Consider the following 18487-nt stretch of genomic DNA (forward strand, 5'->3'; position numbering starts at 1 on the left):
TCCTCCAGTTAACCAAACCCCTGTTAAAGCTGATAGAACCGTAAGAGGGACAATCAGAATGATAGCGAGTGGCAAACGTAAGCTTTCATATTGTGCAGCTAAGATCATGTATACCAACAGAACAACCAGCGGGAAGACATACACCATGGTGTTGCCAGCTAAAATCTGCTGATACGTCACTTCCGTCCACTCAAATGCCATTCCGTCGTCCAGTTCGGAATTTAAAATTTGCTCAATGGCGGCTTGTGCCTGGTCAGAACTGTACCCCGGCGCCGGACTACCATTAAGTTCCGCTGTCGGATAACCGTTGTAATGCATTACTCGGTCTGGACCTATGGATGGTTCTACTCTCAGTACTGCGCCTAAAGGCACCATGTCACCAGAACCATTTCGTACTTTTAACTGCAAAATTTGCTCTGGATCCACACGGTAATTGGCATCAGCTTGCGCATTGACCTGATAGGTTTTACCTAACATATTAAAATCGTTCACATACAGTGATCCCAGATACACTTGTAATGTGTCAAACACATCATCCAATGATATACCAAGAATCATCGCCTGCTCTCGATCGACTTCGATATCCATTTGTGGAACCTGAATGCGAAAACTCGAAAACAAACCTGTCAATTCAGGTGTCTGTTGCGCTTTTGCGATAACGGTCTGCAAGTTATCAAATAGCGCTTCAAAGCCTAAGTTTGCTCTATCTTCGATTTGCAGCTTAAAGCCACCTGTGCTGCCTAAGCCCAAAATTGGAGGTGGAGGAAACACGCCAACGAAAGCTTCATCTATCGTCGAATATTTCTGGTTTAATGCCGCGACGATAGAACTTGCTTTGGTTTGATCAGAACCTCGTTGCTCAAAATCATCCAACATGACAAACACGATACCGGCGTTAGTACTGTTGGTGAAGCCATTTACGGATCGCCCCGGGAACGACATAGTCTGAGATACACCTGGTGTTGCTAAGGCAATTTGTTCCATCTCACTTACAACTTCTTCAGTCCTGCTCAAACTGGAGGCATCTGGTAATTGAGCTACCGCGATTAGATATTGTTTATCCTGCATAGGAATAAACCCGCCAGGTACCGAATCGAACAACTTGGCCGTTGCCAAAAGCAACCCGACATAAACAACACCAACGATCAGACCAAAACGTATAAGTCGTCTCACACCGTTTTCATATTTCTTCGCGCCTGAGTCGAATACGCGGTTGAACGGGTTAAACAACCAGCGTCCAAATACCTTATTCATGCCTCGGTTTATAACATCTGGCTTATCGTGATGCCCTTTTAAAAGCAGAGCAGACAGCGCCGGAGATAACGTCAAAGAGTTGAACGCAGAAATGACAGTGGACACAGTAATAGTTAACGCAAATTGCTTATAAAACTGCCCACTTAGCCCCTGTATAAAGGCAGTAGGAATAAATACTGCACAAAGTACCAAAGCAATCGCAATAATGGGTCCGGTCACCTCTTCCATCGCTCGCTTAGTGGCTTCCAATGGCTTTAACCCTAGACCAATGTTCCTCTCCACGTTTTCAACGACGACGATAGCATCGTCGACGACAATTCCTATCGCAAGCACCAGTCCAAATAAAGAAAGTGTATTAATTGATACACCAAGCCAGTTCATCACCGCAAAAGTCCCCACTAACGAGACCGGTACAGCAATTAATGGAATGATTGACGCTCGCCATGTTTGCAGAAACAGAATAGCGACTAATACAACCAAGACAATCGCCTCGATCAGAGTGTGTATTACGCCATCAATAGAGCCTCGAACAAACACGGTTGGATCGTAAGCAATCTGATACTTCACCCCGCCAGGAAATGCACTTGATAACTGATCCATGGTGTCGCGAACCTGATCAGATAATTCAATCGCATTTGAACCCGGCCTTTGGAATATACCTAATGCGACGGCTGGTTTGCCATTGAGCATGACTTTGTTGCTTAAATCGATGGAACTAAATCAAGAAGCTACGATCTGATCGGCTACACCCATCAATCGTCGTAGTCTCATGCCTAAACCTCGTTACAAAACAAACAACTGGAAACAGTACAACAAAGCGCTAATCAACCGTGGCTCTCTGACCTTTTGGATTGATGAGGAAACGATAGCAGAGTGGAAGCAAAACAAACAAGGTAAACGTGGTAGACCTCGCCGATTCAGCGACTTAGCCATTACCACTGCACTGATGGTGAAACGCGTTTTCTCCATGCCATTGAGAGCACTGCAAGGTTTTCTAGACTCAGTGTTTAAGATTGCTAACATCCCGCTAGTTTGTCCGCACTACACCTGTATAAGCCGTCGAGCCAAGGAAGTTGAGGTTTCATTTAAAACTAAAACCAGAGGTGCGATACAACACCTCGCCATTGATGCCACTGGCCTCAAGGTTTATGGCGAAGGTGAATGGAAGGTTAAGAAGTATGGTACTGACGGGAAGCGTAGGGTTTGGCGGAAGCTGCATATCGCAGTAGATACAAGCACCCACGAAATAGTCGCAGCAGAGCTGAGCTTATCTAACGTAACCGATGCTGAAGTGCTTCCCAACTTGCTTAAGCAGACACGTCGGAAAATCATCGAGATATCAGGCGATGGCGCTTATGACACAAGGAATTGCCATAATGCCATACGGGTCAAGCGAGCGGTTCCGCTTATCCCACCACGAGAAGGGGCAGCTTTCTGGGAGCAAGGACACCCTCGCAATTTAGCAGTAGGTTGTCAGAAGCTCTACGGCTCCAATAAGAAGTGGAAAAAACGCTATGGCTATCATAAGCGCTCGCTATCAGAGACAGCAATGTATCGAGTGAAACAGTTATTAGGTGGGGAATTAAGCCTGAGGAACTACAACGCTCAAGTTGGCGAGACTTACGCCATGATCAAAGCGCTGAACACACTTACGAGGCTAGGTATGCCTGAAACTCAGTATATTGTTTAATAATTAAGCACAATGGCGTAAGTATGTCTTATCTCTGAATTAAGCAACAAAGCCAAATCTGCCCGCGTGGGTGTGGTTGAGAACACCCCATGGTTTCAAAAGCTTGAACCCAGATGAAATCTTTACCTAACTCTTCAATTTGCTCATTCCATGTATCAATCACACCCCGAATTTTATTCACTGGTAATTCTGGCAACGTTTTGCTGTGATCCGGCGAGAAGCAGATTACTCGGCTCAAACCACGTACCCCCTGAGTTTTGAATAATGGGTTGTCCGACTCAGGTGCATCTAGTGAATTCACCATCAGAGCCGCAAAATCGTTATTGAACACATAGGTTCCTTGGCAATCAGGGTATACGTCACCTGAAATACGTTCGTTGGTCGGACAAAGGAAACACTTGCTGTCGTAAGTCGGCAGTTCTTCCATCGCAGGCTTTTCATCAGCACCACTCCATGGACGTTTTGCCCGGTATGGTGATACCAAAATCCATTGACCAGTCAGCGGGTTGTAACGACGGTGTGGATGATCCACTGGATTAAATTACTCATAGGAATAACCTTGAGGGTTTTTTATTGCCATAGCCAGTTATCCGCCGTCATTTCCGCAACACTACGTGTTGCTTTCCAGCCAAGGTCTCGCTCTGCCTTTTCAGTACTCGCCCAGCACTCAGCAATATCAACGGGTCTGCGCAGGCAAAGCTCGTAAGAAACTGGCTTACCACAAGCCGCGCAAAATGCCTCAACCATTTCGAGCACGCTTGAGCCTTTACCTGTACCGAGGTTATAAATGTGTAGTCCTGACTTTGCGCCTACGGATTTGAGTGCAGCAATGTGGCCATCAGCTAAGTCCATAACGTGGATATAGTCACGAACTCCCGTACCATCCGGTGTTGGGTAATCGTTACCAAAAACAGACACTTTTTCACGACGACCAACGGCAACTTGGGCAATAAATGGCATCAGGTTGTTTGGAATACCTTGTGGATCTTCACCCATAGTGCCAGACGGGTGAGCACCAACTGGATTGAAGTAACGCAGCCAAGTGATACTCCAATCATTTTCAGCATTGAACAGATCGCTCACACACTCTTCCACCATGTGTTTACTGCGGCCATATGGATTGGTGGTTGCGCCAGTTGGCGAATCTTCAGTAATAGGTACGATATCCGGGTCGCCGTATACCGTTTCAGATGAACTAAACACAATACTTTTCACGCCCGCTTTACGCATGCTGCGCGCCAATACCAGTGAGCCATTGACTTTGTTGTCATAGTATTCCAATGGTTTAACGACCGACTCACCCACCGCTTTTAAGCCAGCAAAGTGAATCACAGCTTGGATTTCGTGTTTCGCAAATACCGAATCCAGGAAGTCTTCATCACGAACGTCGCCCTGATAAAACGTGGGTTGCTTGCCTGTTAACGCTTCAATTCTGCTGAGAACTTCGACCTTGGCATTGCAAAAGTTATCAATGATGATTGGCTCCATACCCGCTTCAATCATCTGCACGCTTGTGTGACTGCCGATGTAGCCCATACCGCCTGTGACAAGAACTTTCACTTTGCTTATCCTCGACTAATTTCAGATTAGTTAGTTTCGTAGTTAAACTTTGAAAACCGCCACGTCTTTCGTTAGTGCTGAAGAAACTCGGCTGATATCTCCATGAACACTCGCGATAGCATTTGCACTGTGAGTAATTTCATCGCTCAAAGATTTAGACAGCTCAATCTCCGAGTTTAGCTTCTTCATCATTTCACACTGAATATCTGACGCTTGGGAAATGCCAGAATTAATGGTATTTATTTCACTAACGGCATTCTCAACAAGTTGAATTTGATCAATAACTTCTAACGTACGATTTCGACTTAGATCGCTGCTTTTTAGAACTTGAGACATTTGTCCAATAAGTTGCTCCGACGAGTCGGAAAACTGAACAAGAAATTCATCAATTTCAATGGTGCTGCTTCGAGTTTTCGACGCGAGCATTCGAACTTCTTCAGCGACAACAGCAAAACCCTTTCCTGACTCGCCAGCTCTCGCAGCCTCAATGGAAGCATTTAACGCTAATAAATCAGTTTGATCGGCAATTTTCTGAATAGAACTTAGAATGCTACTGATCCCCTGAGAGACAGTCTCCATCACGCCGATTGAGGAAGATATTTTGTCTGTGTTCTCACCTAAGGTGATCACAATATTTTCAGCAATATTTCCTTTAACGACCGCTTCACTTACCCTACTACTTACTTGCTGTGCTAACTCCATTGCTTGTTGAGTTTGTTGCTGAATATCTAATGATGACAGTCGAATATCATTTATAGCATCAGACAGGCTCTCACTTTGCTTGCTGTAACGGGAGACAGTAGAAACATTCCGTCCAATTTGAACATCAAGTTCTTCTCTAGCGTCGTTTAAAGCTACGTTTGACCTAGAGATGTTTTTAAATAAAGCCTGTAGATTATCTATAAAACAATTCACTGAGTTAGAGATATGGCCTATTTCATCTTGGCGATTAAGATTAATTCGTTGAGTTAAGTCCGCATCACGACCTGCCAAATTTTCCACTAAAGCCTTTAACTTAGATAGCGGGTTTAATTGAAAATTAAGAATTATCAAACTAATAACCAGCATAATAAAAGCGCAAAGTGACATATACTTTGTAATATCTTGGTTTATACCATCGATAATCTTTTTGATATATCTGTAGTCAATATACGAGCGTAAATACCAATTTGAACCAGCAACAGTAACAACATCAGTTTGCTTTAATTCTAAATTTAACTTTCCAGTTGAATAAATAGAATTGCTTTGTTCATCGAGTAGTTCAAAGTAAACGCCTGGAACACTATAGCGCTGTATAAGTTCCCCAATCAAACTCAAGTTGATAGTGAAAAAATCTACTACACTATGTTTCTTTTTCGAAATAATTACTTTTGCCTGACCACTTTCAGAAAAAATTTGTGTTATTTTTATGCCTTCTTGATGGTCACGAGCCAAATCGATATAATATTGGGATTGCTCTTTATCTAAGCTTCCTTTATCACTTAATGCAGTCTTATTGACAAGCTTGACAACTTGTTCATAACCTAGTTTTTGCTTAGTATCACGAATACCAATTACGCCAAAATCAAGGCTCTCTATCACCGATATATCGCGTTCGATTGACTGTTTAATTTCACTGCTAATCAATCTTACATTGCTAACCATACGACTGTCGTATGAGTTATTGATGTAATCACCAATAATATATTTAACACTAAAGTAAGCAGTTACGATAGTAATTATTAATGATATTCCAAATAAGATTATAATCTTATTTTTTAACGACAGTGGTTTCATACATCAGTCCATGTAAAAAGGCTCTTGAAATGGAAATATAGACATATTTTCCGCCCCCTCCGGCTGAATACGACCCAATTCAAGAGCAAATGGCAAAGGATTTCGATGTGATAGGCCAGAATGGAGCTAAACAGGCCTATCTAAGTAGTAAAATGGCAATTTCTATTTATTACCACCAAGCCTCAATTTGTACACCGTAGTTGATGGTGTCGTTGCTCTTATTGTTGTCAAATGAGTCGCCCTCATTGTCTTTCAAATAAGTCGCAAAGAATCGGATTTCTGGACGAGCGAAGAAAGACTCTCCCGTTGAGATGGCGTGTGCGATAGTGAATTTTGTGCCACTAAACTTGTCTTCGGAGCCTGAATCCCAAGTTTTTTCTTGGTCAAAGTAGCCGACCTCTAACATAGTCTTATTGTATGGCGACCAGTTGTAAGTTGGACGAGCTACAAATGAGAACAACTCTTCCTTATCTAACCAGTCCCCATGATCTTTCACGTTACCGTAAGTTAGAACATGGTTGATCACGACATTCTCGCCTAAGTTCAAATCACCAGTACTGATAAAGCGGAACCCTTTTGCATCGCTGACATCACCACTCCAGATGTCATACCAGCCCCCCCCTTGTGAGATAGCGTTCTGTGCAAGTCCTTTGTCCATATATTGGAGCACAAACTTGTTATACCCCAATGAAAAACTCTGGCTAAGTTCAGCAGTTAACATTAAACCGTTATCGAAGTTCTCAGCGGCGTCTTCTTGCTCATCCGTTGGGTTAACCATTGCATAGTCAACACCGAATTCAGTCCAGGAGCCTTCCCATGGGCTAAAGCCAGCGTAACGTAAATCTAAGAAGTAAGTATTCAAATCTCCGTAACTCGTTTTATTGCCAGTATCATCCCACTCGGCCAACTCATTATCGGCTCGGATAACCGCTGCTGAAATCGCACCGGTATTTAACTTGATGTTTTCGATACCCACACCGTAGCCAGAAATATTCCAGTATTTAGTGTCTATAATGTGGATATCATGACGTTGATAAAAGCGTTTACCAGCCCAGATAACGGCATCAGGAGAAGATGGGATATAGCCTTTAGCTTGAACATTTAACTGCTTAATACCAAAGTTGGCACTGTCATCTTTACTATTTTCAGACTCTAGGTTCCCCTCCGATGACATTTCAAACATACTTTCAAAGTACATTGAACGACCATCTGCATTAAATAACTCTTGGCCTAATCCAATTTCCGAATAAGTATCAAACTCATTACCCAAGCGACCCAATGTCGTTTTATAAAACTCATCTCCTCCTTTGGTACCGCCTCCATCAGCACTGGCTCCCAAACCAGCACGTACGTAACCGTAGAAATCGACTGCTGAAACTTGAGTGGCGAATAAAGAACCTAAAATAGCGACTGTCAATGTTGCTTTTTTCATTTTAATTTCCTTTTGTATTACTTTTGAGTTATTGGCTGGGTAAATATCGCCATATCCTTTGTTTAGGCAATACTTACCCGTAAGATGAATTTCATCTTATTTTTAAATATTGTTATTCATTGCCCGCCTAAATAATCAGGCGGGATAGCTATTTATAATTTCTGATAACGATGACTTGATAGGGTTGAAGTTTAATATTCTCCTGAATATCGTCACCTGTACTTGCATTTATCCAATTCCCGTGCGGAACTTTCAAATCTCGCGGATCATTCAAAAAGTTCATAATGAACAAATAGCGAGACTGTTCATCTTCACGAGTTGTCACTGACACCCCGTAAGGCACGTTTTCAATTGGCTTGCGGATTCCATGTAAATTAGCAAGAGAGATGTAAAATAACTCGTTAAACTCTGTCTCTGTACGTGCAGCGATGTAATAAGCACAACCTTTACCAAGCTGGTTCTTAGTAATGACCGGACAAGCATCAAATAGATCCTCACGGTAATAAGCCAGAGCGTCTGCCGTCTCTAAATGAATATGTTCCATTAAGTGCTTGGCCTTAAATTCACCACTGAAGCCAAAACCAGAGTGCGTTTCCATTTCAAACAATACGCGTTCATGGTCATAGAGTGAGTCAATCTCTTCAGTCCAAATACCCAACGTGCGGCGCAATGGGCTGCCTTCTCCACCAGGGAAACCTCCCAAGAAGCACAGGTCATTCTGATCAACGATGCCACTCCAATAAGTCGCGACTAACGTCCCACCCTGCTCCACAAATGCTTCCAGACGTTCTGCTACGCCAGGTTTTATTAAGTACAGCATAGGTGCAACAATGATCTTGTAAGGAGTAAAATCACATAGCTGCTCTATAATGTCGCAGCTAATACCTTGCTGCCAAAAACCTCGATAATGGTCACACACGGTTTGCTCGTAGTGCATGCCTTCATTGCGAGGACCTGAAGCATCATCCATTGCCCAACGGTTTTCCCAATCAAAAATGATCGCCACTTCGGCCTGCGTGTTCGTTCCCGCCACATCATTAATTTGTTTAAGATACTCACCAACGGCTGTCACTTCTCGACCAGTGCGAGTATTTGCATGACCAACGTGGTCGATCACCGCACCATGGAACTTCTCTACAGAGCCGCGGCTTTTTCGCCACTGGAAGTACTGAACAGAATCAGAGCCATGAGCGACTGCTTGCAATGAGGAAAGCAGATGGACACCGTCTTTTTTGAGCTTAGTGATTGGCTGCCAGTTAGTTTGGCTTGGGGTTGATTCCATGAGTAAAAATGGCTGGTTTTTCAGTGTGCGCATCAAATCATGGTACATCCCGGTATAGCAAGCGAGCGCAACTTCATCGCCGTCACGGTGCCAAAGCGGATAGCTGTCCCAAGAAACAACATCAATTGACTTTGCCAATTCCCAATAGTTGTAGTCGTAAAAGTACTCCATGAAGTTTGCCGTCGTAGGCAGATCAGGATTAATCGACTTGAGCGGTGCAATCTCGTGCTCACAGAAGTTCGAGACGCGGTCAGTACAGAATCGTTTCCAATCTAACTTCAGTGCGTGAACGGAGTTCTCACCAACGGGAGATGGTGATTCAATTTGTTCCCAACTGGTGTAAGTATGACTCCAGAACGCACTCCACCACAGCTTATTAAGATTGTATAGGGAGCCGTATTTGTTTTTCAGCCACAAACGAAACTCTTCTTGGCAGTAATTACAGTGACAATCGCCGCCATATTCGTTTGAAACGTGCCAGCCTATCACCGCAGGATGTTGACTGTAACGTTCAGCCAATTTAGCGTTCATGATGCTCACTTTCTCACGGTAATTCGGTGAGCTGTAACAATGGTTATGACGTTCTCCATGCAGTTGTTTAATACGTGCGCTGTTGACTCGAAGGACGTCAGGGTATCGTTCAGACAACCAGGCAGGACGCGCGCCACTCGGTGTCGCCAGGAATACAGAAATCCCATTGTCTGCCAAGTTATCCAGTACGTTATCGAGCCATTCAAACTGAAACTCACCTTCAACAGGCTCAAGAGCAGACCAACTGAAGATACCGACAGACATAACGTTACAATTCGTCTGCTTCATCAGTTCAATATCTTTCGCTAAAATATCAGGTCTGTCTAACCATTGCTCAGGGTTGTAATCTGCTCCATGGAGCAAGCCTTTTATCTTTGGAATGATGTGTTTTTTATTGTTCATTATTGACCTTTAAATACTTTCAATGACGGTAGTGCGTTACCTTCAAAATCAAACAGTGCTTGGTTCTCCCATGAATTGCCCATGTCCCATTTGTCCCCGCTATAGTCCATGCCAGCGCCTGTTGACCAGGTTGCCCCATCGATTGGTAACCATGCGGGTTCCCAGTAATAAATCCCTAAACCTAGTTCGTTAGGCAGTTCATTCAACAGCGTCATGATGTCAGCCAGGTATTGCGCCTGGCCCTCAATTGACACACTGTAGCCCTCAATCGGCCCCGCCTCGGAGTAGCTATTACCTAACGAATCACCATTCTCAGTGGTAAACGGGAAAGACGTTTCGACCAAGACAACAGGCTTGTTGTAGCGACTGATGACGTCATTCATATTGGCTTTTACTTTGTCAATTGGGCCGTGCCACCACGGGTAGTAAGACATACCAATCACATCAAAATCGACACCACGCTGGGTGATTTCATCAAACCACCAACGGAAAAGACCGTTATCACCGGCTTCAGCGAGGTGCAACATGATTTGAATGTCTTTACCACTGTCGTTGTCGTGAACCGCTTGGATGCCGGTTTTTAAAAGCAGTGACAGGCGGTCGAACTCCTTACCATCTTGACCCCAACTCTTACCCTCCGGCCAAAGCATGCCACCATTCAGTTCGTTACCAACTTGAACCATGTCTGGCACGACACCCGCAGCTTGGTGTGCTTTCATCACCTCTGCTGTATAGTCGTAGACTTTCTGTGTTAGGTTCTCAAACGTAAGTTGCTCCCACTCTTTTGGCTTTTGTTGCTTTTTAGGGTCAGCCCAAAAGTCGCTGTAATGGATATCAAGCAGGAATGACATACCGTTTTCTTGTGCGCGTTTACCAAGCTCAATGGAACGCTCTAACGTGTTATTACCGCCACCAAATACATCACCAGTGGCTGACATTGGGTCTACCCACAAACGTGCGCGAATAGAATTAACTCCACTATCTTTTAATATTTTAATCAGATCTTTTTCATTGCCAACTTGGTAATATTTCCCACCCAATTTTTCTATTTCAGGCAACATGGAGATATCCATACCACGAATAAAATCAGCTCTCAGTGTTGGAGCAGTTATAACAGGAGCAGTTATAACAGTATTATCCACATCAGCATTAATATCAGAGCTGTTATTATTTGAAGTATTTACAGATTGACAGCCAGCCAAAGCCACTGCCGCACTAATAAGTGCAACCTTAAATTTTGTATTCATATTTTTCTCTCTAGTATTAGCCTTTTGTACTACCTGCTGTTAAGCCAGATACAAAGTATTTTTGTAGTGATAGATAAAGAAGCGCTACAGGTATTGAAATAAGCACAGCACCCGCTGCATATGTGGTATAACTCGCCCCCATTTTTTCTACGACCAAATTATATAAACCGATAGGTAACGTATAATTTTCAGGTGTTCTTAGAATAGTTGTAGCGAGAATAAAATCGCCTAGAGGCCCCGTGAAAGAGAATAAGGCTACTACTGCAATAATTGGTTTTGAAATAGGCAGTATGATTTCCAAAAAAATACGGATATTACTCGCACCATCCATTTTTGCTGATTCATCCAGGTCTTTCGGTATCGCGTCCAAGTAACCTTTCATTAAATACGTGTTCATCGGGATCATGCCACCAACATAAACCAGTACTAATGCAAGATGGCTATTAATCAATCCCAACATCTGAGCTAAGACAAATATCGCAATTAGGGCGGAGAATTGCGGGATCATCTGCAACAGAAGGAACAGCATTAGACCATTTTTCCTTCCTTTAAAGCGAAAGCGTGAAAACGCATATGACGTACATGACACACTGATCAGCGTTAGTACCATGGTCAAAAAGCTGATTTTCAAACTATTCCAGAACCAGGTCAGGTAAGCCACTTTGTCATTAGCAAACAAAGTAGCATAGTGACTCAGAGTCGGGTTCTCAGGGAAAATGGACTCACCCATGATGCTATTGCCTGGATAGAATGACGCTCCAACCGTCCACACTAACGGGTAAATAATGATCACTGATACCAACAAAATCAGGGCGTAACTCAATGTCAATCGGATGCGATTACTACGTTTAATACTCATGTTGTTATCTCGCTTCTTCTTTGAATGACTTGGTCATACGGAATTGCCAAAGAGCAATGCCCACAACGAAAATCGACAGTAATAAAGTGATGGCAGAGGCAATACCGTATTGCGATGAAGACATCGTCAGTTTGTAAATCCATGACACCAAGATATCGGTGCCGCCCGCGTTACTACCAATGACAGCAGGCCCCCCATTGTTAAATAGATAAATAATATTGAAGTTGTTAAAGTTAAACGTGTATTGAGTAATCAAAATTGGAGCGATTGAGTACAGAACCAGCGGTAAAGTGATGGTTCTTAACTGCTGAAATTTGCTTGCACCGTCCATCGTCGCAGCTTCATAAAGATCATTAGGGATCGCCTGTAGAACCCCCGTTGTCATGGCGAATACAAATGGGAAACCTAACCAGGTTTGGATCATGATGAGCGCAACTTTCGTCCAGAATGGGTCTGTCAGCCAAGCTTTAGGCTCAATACCAAAGAAGTCGAGAATCACGTTGTTGATGACACCAAAGCTGTCGTTAAACATCCCGGTAAAAATAAGGATGGTAACAAAGCCAGGTACCGCCCAAGGAAGAATAAAGATTGTACGGATCAGAGGCTTAAATTTAAGGTCTTTTTGGTTAACCAGAATCGCCAACAGAACCCCGACTGTGCATTGCAATGTTGATGCAACTAATGTCCAAACGACTGTCCACTGCAACACATCGATAAAAGTGTTACGCCACAAGTTAATTTGGAAAATGTTGAAGAAGTTCTTCAATCCAACCCAGTCAACCAGCTTCGCAGGCGGTGAGTTGTAAAGGTTATAGTTAGTAAAACCAATCGCAAAACCAAAGATGATCGGAAACACAACAACAAAGACTAAAAGGATAAAACCCGGGCTTATCATCAGATACGGGAAGCCAGCATTGATAACATTGCGATACTGAACACGCAGTGAGTTCAATGGACGGCCTTCATCAAGCCGTTGCCCGTTTTTGTAGGCGTCATTAATGCTGAGTACATAAACCGCTAAACCAAATACCACCACTAGCGAAGCAATAATACCTTCTGCGAGTAGGAAGACTGAGTTGTCCTCTGGTAGGTTTTCGCCAAGTGTTACAAGACCCCACATACCGTGGGAAATAAAATCACGAGTTACTGCATAAAAACTTGTTAGCAAGATGAAGAACATCATGCCTTTTACAAACTGTCGGTTATAAAACTGGCCAAAGCCAGGAATTACTGCAAGTAAGGAGGCAGTAAACCGTTGGGATCGATATAGCCCCGAGTTATGCTCAAAATGTTCACTCATGTCAGACATCACTTACAACTCCATTTCGGAAAACTTCTGGCGTCTGTCAGCCCCAGACGAGTAACTAGGGCCGACAATTGCTTTCGCCAGAACAATATCTTTAAATTATTGACCCATCATTGCGTGGTTAGCTTCGATTTGCATATTGATGCTGTCTACTGCAGAGTCGAGTGCACTTTTCGCATCTTGTTTATTGGTTGCGATCAACTGAAGCGCGCTGTTCGCAGGGCCCCACACTTCGTTCATTTCTGGAATGGAAGGCATAGACGTAGCGTGAATGGATTGCATCGCTACAGCACTTGCTCCTGGGTCATTCTTGATAACAGGATCGTCCACCAATTTTGTCACTGCCGGAACCTCTCCAGTTAGCTCAAAGCGGCGCTTGGCATTATCATAATTATTGACGAACGTAATAAACTCTTGCGCTAAAGGTTTGTTTTTCGAGAAAGTGGAAATGCTGTAACTCTTAACCCCCATAAATGAACCCATTTGCTCACCAGATGGTAATTTTGGAAGAGGCGCTACACCGTAGTTGATCCCTGCTTCTTTGTAAGGCTGGAGCGCCCAAGGACCAGTTTGAACAATCGCTGCTTTGCCCGACGTGAATAGTGAATCGATAGCATTAAGCCCGTTATTACCAATGATGCCTGTAGGGAAGACTTTAGAGTCATAGAACTTCTGAATGAATTTTGCGCCTTCGACTGCCCCTGGAGTATTCAGTAATATTTTATTAGGATCGTACGAGCCGTCTTCTTTTTTAGCGAAAACATCACCACCCATACCGTTTAAAATTCCGTAGGTGTAATAAAGCTCATCCCACTTTGCCAGCAAGCCGTATTTATTTTCTTCACGAAACTTCTTAGATAGCTCAAATATTTCGTCCATCGTTTCTGGCAGATCAGAAATAAGGTCTTTGTTGTAAACCATAAATACGGTTTCAACGGATTTTGGCAAGCCGTATAGCACGCCATTGTAAGTCAATGCGTTAATAGAAGATTGACTAAATGTATCGGTAACGGCTTTATCGACCTGAACTGGAGCAAGTAAACCTTGGATAACCGCCCCACCAATCTGATCATGTGGGATCAGCACGACGTCAGGACCAGTGCCTGCAGGACCATCCATACGCAAAGATTCGACCTGACCGCCATATGGCATTTCAAGCACATTCACTTTCACATCATGTTGTTTTTCAAACGCTGCGACCGCTTCTTCATTACCAAAAGACTTTTGAATGTCTTCCCAGACTAATAAGGACTGCTGCGCCAACGCCATTGGCGAACAAAATAGAGCAGTAACTGCGAGAGCAGATAGTTTTTTACTAAATTTATTATTATCCATAAAATTTCACGCCTTTCGTTTTTGGTAAAAATAAAATTTATGGTGCAAATATGCTCCTTTGTGTTATTTTTTCCATACAGGTTATTCATTGATGTGATTTCAATCACTATAGCTAGCAGTTATTGTGATAAAACAAACAATTGAAAATAAAATTTACTAAATAAAAGACGAATTAGATCACACACTTTATTCATTATCATTTAAGAGGAATTTAAAATGTCTTCGATCCAATTATCCAATGTCGTAAAACGTTTTGACGATACCCAAACCATCCACAACGTAAACTTGTCGATAGAAGAAGGTGAGTTTGTGGTGTTTGTTGGCCCATCGGGCTGTGGCAAATCAACGCTCTTGCGTATGATTGCCGGTCTGGAAGACATCAGTGATGGAGCAATATCTATTTCGGGCAATGTCGTTAACGACACTCCACCATCAGAACGAGGGGTGGCGATGGTGTTCCAGTCTTATGCGCTATACCCACATATGACTGTTGCAGAAAATATGGGTTACTCACTAAAAGTAAACAAAGTACCTAAAGAAGAACGAGATAAAAAAGTGCAGTTGGTCGGTAAAGCTCTGCAGTTAGAACATCTGCTCGATCGTAAACCAGCCCAACTGTCAGGAGGCCAACGTCAGCGCGTTGCTATCGGTCGTGCTATCGTGAGAGATCCTAAAGTGTTTTTATTCGATGAGCCTCTATCAAACCTTGATGCAGAATTACGTGTGGATATGCGTCTACATATTGCAAAGCTACATCAAGAACTTAAGTCAACCATGATCTACGTAACGCACGACCAAGTCGAAGCCATGACATTAGCAGATAAAATCGTCGTGCTTCGTGATGGTAAAGTTGAGCAAGTTGGCTCACCAATGGATCTCTACCATAACCCTGTTAACAGATTTGTTGCCGGATTTATTGGCTCGCCTAAAATGAATTTTCTTCCTTGTACCGTTGAAGCTTGGGATGAAACGAGCTTAACAGTGAGTATGGATGTGGGTCATTCAATCACTTTACCGATAAAAACAGCTCAGGTTGAAATAGGTAAAAATCTAACGTTAGGCATTAGACCAGAACACCTCACGACAAATCCAGATATGATCACACTTGCATTCCAATGTGAAGTGGTCGAGAGACTGGGAGGCATGACTTACATCTTTGGCCAATGTGGCGGCGTGGATGACTTCAAATACCTTCATCATGGGGACACACAAGTACAGTCTGGCGAGTCAATTTCGCTATTTACATCACCTTCCCATTTACACATTTTTGAACCTGATGGAAACGCCATTACATTTGATTCTGTACAATCAACGCATTAACGTTTTAACGCCAAAGAGCATTCAATATGCTCTTTGGCATGATAGAGCTGTCCGATAAAAACAATATAGGGTAATCTTTTGGCTACACTTAAAGACATTGCACAAAGAGCGAAGATTTCTACTTCCACTATTTCTCGCTTTCTTAACGACGACCCTACTTTGTCTGTAAGTGAAGACAAAAAACGGGCCATTTTGGAGGCAGTAGAGTCTCTTGGCTATCAATCCCCTAAACGCAGTAAAAAACAGTTTGTTCATCATGAAGTAACCAAAACGAATGAGCCAACTGGCGTACGTGATGTTGTTATGTTGAACTTTTTGACTCCGACACAGGAAATAGACGACCCGTATTTCACTTCTATTCGTGCTGGCATTCAAAATCGTTGCTTAGAAAAAGGCGTCGATTTAAGAACACTACATTTAGACCAGATTGATACCAATATAAATCTAATAAAAAACGCTCCAGCTGTCATTGCAGTCGGACATTTCTCCAAACATGTTGTAGATACGTTATATCAAGCTAACCACAATATTATATTTGTTGACTCAAATCCTTTAGGTAGCAAAACCGATGCAGTCTTAATTGACCGGTTGGCATTGTCCAATGACGTTATGCAAAATGTACTGAAAAGCCGTTGTAAACGACCTGCTTTTATTGGCAATAACGAGGAGCGCTTACATACTTTTCGTAAAATCACCAAAGAAAACGGCTTGTATCACGATGCGCTATGTAAAGTGAGTAAAGATTATTGCATCGAGTCGGGGTATCAAGCAATGAAAGAAATGCTACAACTCGATGAACTTCCCGACGTGGTCTACGCTGCGACAGATATGGTAGCCGTTGGTGTTTATCGCGCCATTTATGAGGCCGGGTTAACCATTCCAGGGGATATACAAGTCATCGGCACCAATGATATCTCTTCAGCCCGACATATGAGTCCAAGCCTGACTACGATGCGACTGTTTCCATTTGAAATGGGAGAAGTTGCCATTGATATGTTTATTGAAAAAATGAGTGGTCGGAAATATAACAAGACTGTTTTATTTGGTCATGAATTCATATGGCGAGACAGTTTTAAAATTAACTAACTGCGAGCTAATTTATGATTCTTCAATACATCACGGATGATAAAATTGACTTAATAAATTTGTAGATGGATCATAATCACAATTATCTAAGTAAATTTACTTAGATAATTTATCCAAAATCACAACTACGTAAATCACCTTATAAAAATAATCACTAACACTTTTATACATCACCTCAACTCTAAAATCCGTTGCTATATTATTTACGTTTAAAAATAATCAAAACGTGAATATATAAAAACGGTGAAACGATGAACAATACCCTAAAAACACTAGCCATCTTCGGGTCATTAGTGGCCTCAAACGGCTTTGTTGCGTAATTCGATGGAACTAAATCAAGAAACTACGATCTGAGCGGCTACGCCCATCAATCGTCGTAGCCTCATGCCTAAACCTCGTTACAAAACAACTAACTGGAAGCAGTACAATAAATCCTTAATCAACCGTGGTTCTCTGACCTTTTGGATTGATGAGGAAGCGATAGCTGAGTGGAAGCAAAGCAAACAAGGCAAGCGTGGTAGACCTCGCCGATTCAGCGACTTAGCCATTACTACCGCACTGATGGTGAAACGCGTTTTCTCTATGCCCTTGAGAGCGCTGCAAGGTTTTCTAGACTCCGTATTTGAGCTGGCTAACATCCCGCTTGTTTGCCCGCACTACACCTGTATAAGCCGCCGAGCTAAGGAAGTTGAAGTTTCATTTAAAACCAGAGGAGCAATACAACATCTGGCCATTGATGCCACTGGCCTCAAGGTTTATGGCGAAGGTGAATGGAAGGTCAAGAAGCATGGAACTGATGGGAAGCGAAGAGTCTGGCGTAAGCTGCATATCGCGGTAGATACAAGCACCCACGAAATAGTCGCAGCAGAGCTGAGTTTATCTAACGTAACTGATGCCGAAGTGCTCCCCAACTTACTCAAGCAAACACGTCGTAAAATCATTGAGATATCAGGCGATGGCGCTTATGACACAAGGAATTGCCATGATGCCATACGGAGCAAGCGAGCTGTTCCGCTCATCCCGCCAAGAGAAGGAGCAGCCTTCTGGGAACAAGGGCATCCTCGTAACTTAGCGGTAGGTTGCCAGAAGCTCTACGGCTGCAACAAGAAGTGGAAAAAGCGGTATGGCTATCATAAGCGCTCTCTGTCAGAGACCGCAATGTACCGAGTAAAACAGTTGCTAGGTGGGAAATTAAGTCTAAGAAATTACAACGCTCAGGTTGGCGAGACTTACGCCATGATCAAAGCACTGAACAAACTTACAGGGCTTGGTATGCCTGAAACTCAGTATATTGTATAAAAGTCGCTCAACTTTAGGAGGTTTGGTTTCTCGTCTGAATTACGCAACAAAGCCCCTCATATACCTGAAAAGTGATCAAGATTTACTTTTCACCGACACTATAATGTA

The 18487-nt window shown here is 43.0% G+C and carries 11 protein-coding genes and 3 pseudogenes; 4 read left to right on the forward strand and 10 right to left on the reverse strand.

Going from position 1 to position 18487, the window contains the following annotated elements; all coding sequences use genetic code 11:
- Positions 1-1950: pseudogene (locus tag ACF8CV_RS16585) on the reverse strand (efflux RND transporter permease subunit); the annotation flags it as partial.
- 73 nt (positions 1951-2023) lie between these two features.
- On the opposite strand from ACF8CV_RS16585, the gene ACF8CV_RS16590 reads away from it, so the two are divergent.
- Positions 2024-2944 (forward strand): IS5 family transposase, encoded by a 921-nt coding sequence (locus tag ACF8CV_RS16590; RefSeq protein WP_023584800.1) that lies wholly within the window; start codon positions 2024-2026, stop codon positions 2942-2944.
- A 52-nt stretch (positions 2945-2996) separates the two neighbouring features.
- On the opposite strand, the pseudogene galT reads toward ACF8CV_RS16590, so the two are convergent.
- From galT to ACF8CV_RS16635, 9 genes and pseudogenes are all read right to left on the reverse strand, one after another.
- Positions 2997-3476: pseudogene (gene galT, locus ACF8CV_RS16595) on the reverse strand (galactose-1-phosphate uridylyltransferase); the annotation flags it as partial.
- A 9-nt stretch (positions 3477-3485) separates the two neighbouring features.
- Positions 3486-4504, reverse strand: a pseudogene (galE, locus tag ACF8CV_RS16600) (UDP-glucose 4-epimerase GalE).
- A gap of 42 nt (positions 4505-4546) precedes the next feature.
- Entirely contained in the window at positions 4547-6280 is a 1734-nt protein-coding gene (locus ACF8CV_RS16605; RefSeq protein WP_025795285.1) for a methyl-accepting chemotaxis protein, read from the reverse strand.
- A 169-nt stretch (positions 6281-6449) separates the two neighbouring features.
- Positions 6450-7712 carry a maltoporin gene (locus ACF8CV_RS16610; protein WP_031501606.1) on the reverse strand — a complete coding sequence of 421 codons (1263 nt, stop codon included), beginning with the start codon at positions 7710-7712 and terminating at the stop codon, positions 6450-6452.
- Positions 7713-7860: 148 nt separating this feature from the next.
- Positions 7861-9927: a beta-galactosidase gene (locus tag ACF8CV_RS16615; RefSeq protein ID WP_025789578.1), complete on the reverse strand. Its 2067-nt coding sequence runs from the start codon at positions 9925-9927 to the stop codon at positions 7861-7863.
- Positions 9927-11174: a glycosyl hydrolase 53 family protein gene (locus ACF8CV_RS16620; protein WP_025789579.1), complete on the reverse strand. Its 1248-nt coding sequence runs from the start codon at positions 11172-11174 to the stop codon at positions 9927-9929. The genes ACF8CV_RS16615 and ACF8CV_RS16620 overlap by 1 nt, the downstream gene beginning before the upstream one ends.
- Before the next feature lie 16 nt (positions 11175-11190).
- The gene (locus tag ACF8CV_RS16625) at positions 11191-12033 is read right to left on the reverse strand and encodes a sugar ABC transporter permease (protein WP_024103842.1); all 843 of its coding nucleotides are present in this window, start codon (positions 12031-12033) and stop codon (positions 11191-11193) included.
- 4 nt (positions 12034-12037) lie between these two features.
- Positions 12038-13333 (reverse strand): sugar ABC transporter permease, encoded by a 1296-nt coding sequence (locus tag ACF8CV_RS16630; protein ID WP_049873693.1) that lies wholly within the window; start codon positions 13331-13333, stop codon positions 12038-12040.
- A gap of 105 nt (positions 13334-13438) precedes the next feature.
- A complete protein-coding gene (locus ACF8CV_RS16635) occupies positions 13439-14674 on the reverse strand; it encodes an extracellular solute-binding protein (protein WP_023584791.1) in 1236 nt (411 codons plus the stop codon).
- Between the two features lie 216 nt (positions 14675-14890).
- On the opposite strand from ACF8CV_RS16635, the gene ACF8CV_RS16640 reads away from it, so the two are divergent.
- The 3 genes from ACF8CV_RS16640 to ACF8CV_RS16650 all read left to right on the forward strand — a co-directional run bounded on the left by ACF8CV_RS16640 (position 14891) and on the right by ACF8CV_RS16650 (position 18379).
- Positions 14891-15994, forward strand: coding sequence for an ABC transporter ATP-binding protein (locus tag ACF8CV_RS16640; RefSeq protein ID WP_023584790.1), 1104 nt, complete (start codon positions 14891-14893; stop codon positions 15992-15994).
- Positions 15995-16072: 78 nt separating this feature from the next.
- The gene (locus tag ACF8CV_RS16645; RefSeq protein ID WP_023584789.1) at positions 16073-17080 is read left to right on the forward strand and encodes a LacI family DNA-binding transcriptional regulator; all 1008 of its coding nucleotides are present in this window, start codon (positions 16073-16075) and stop codon (positions 17078-17080) included.
- 384 nt (positions 17081-17464) lie between these two features.
- Positions 17465-18379 (forward strand): IS5 family transposase, encoded by a 915-nt coding sequence (locus ACF8CV_RS16650; protein WP_023584788.1) that lies wholly within the window; start codon positions 17465-17467, stop codon positions 18377-18379.
- The last annotated feature ends 108 nt before the right edge of the window (positions 18380-18487 follow it).

The sequence above is a fragment of the Vibrio sp. zbq_1 genome (genome assembly GCF_043102935.1).
GTDB classification, from domain to species: domain Bacteria; phylum Pseudomonadota; class Gammaproteobacteria; order Enterobacterales; family Vibrionaceae; genus Vibrio; species Vibrio parahaemolyticus.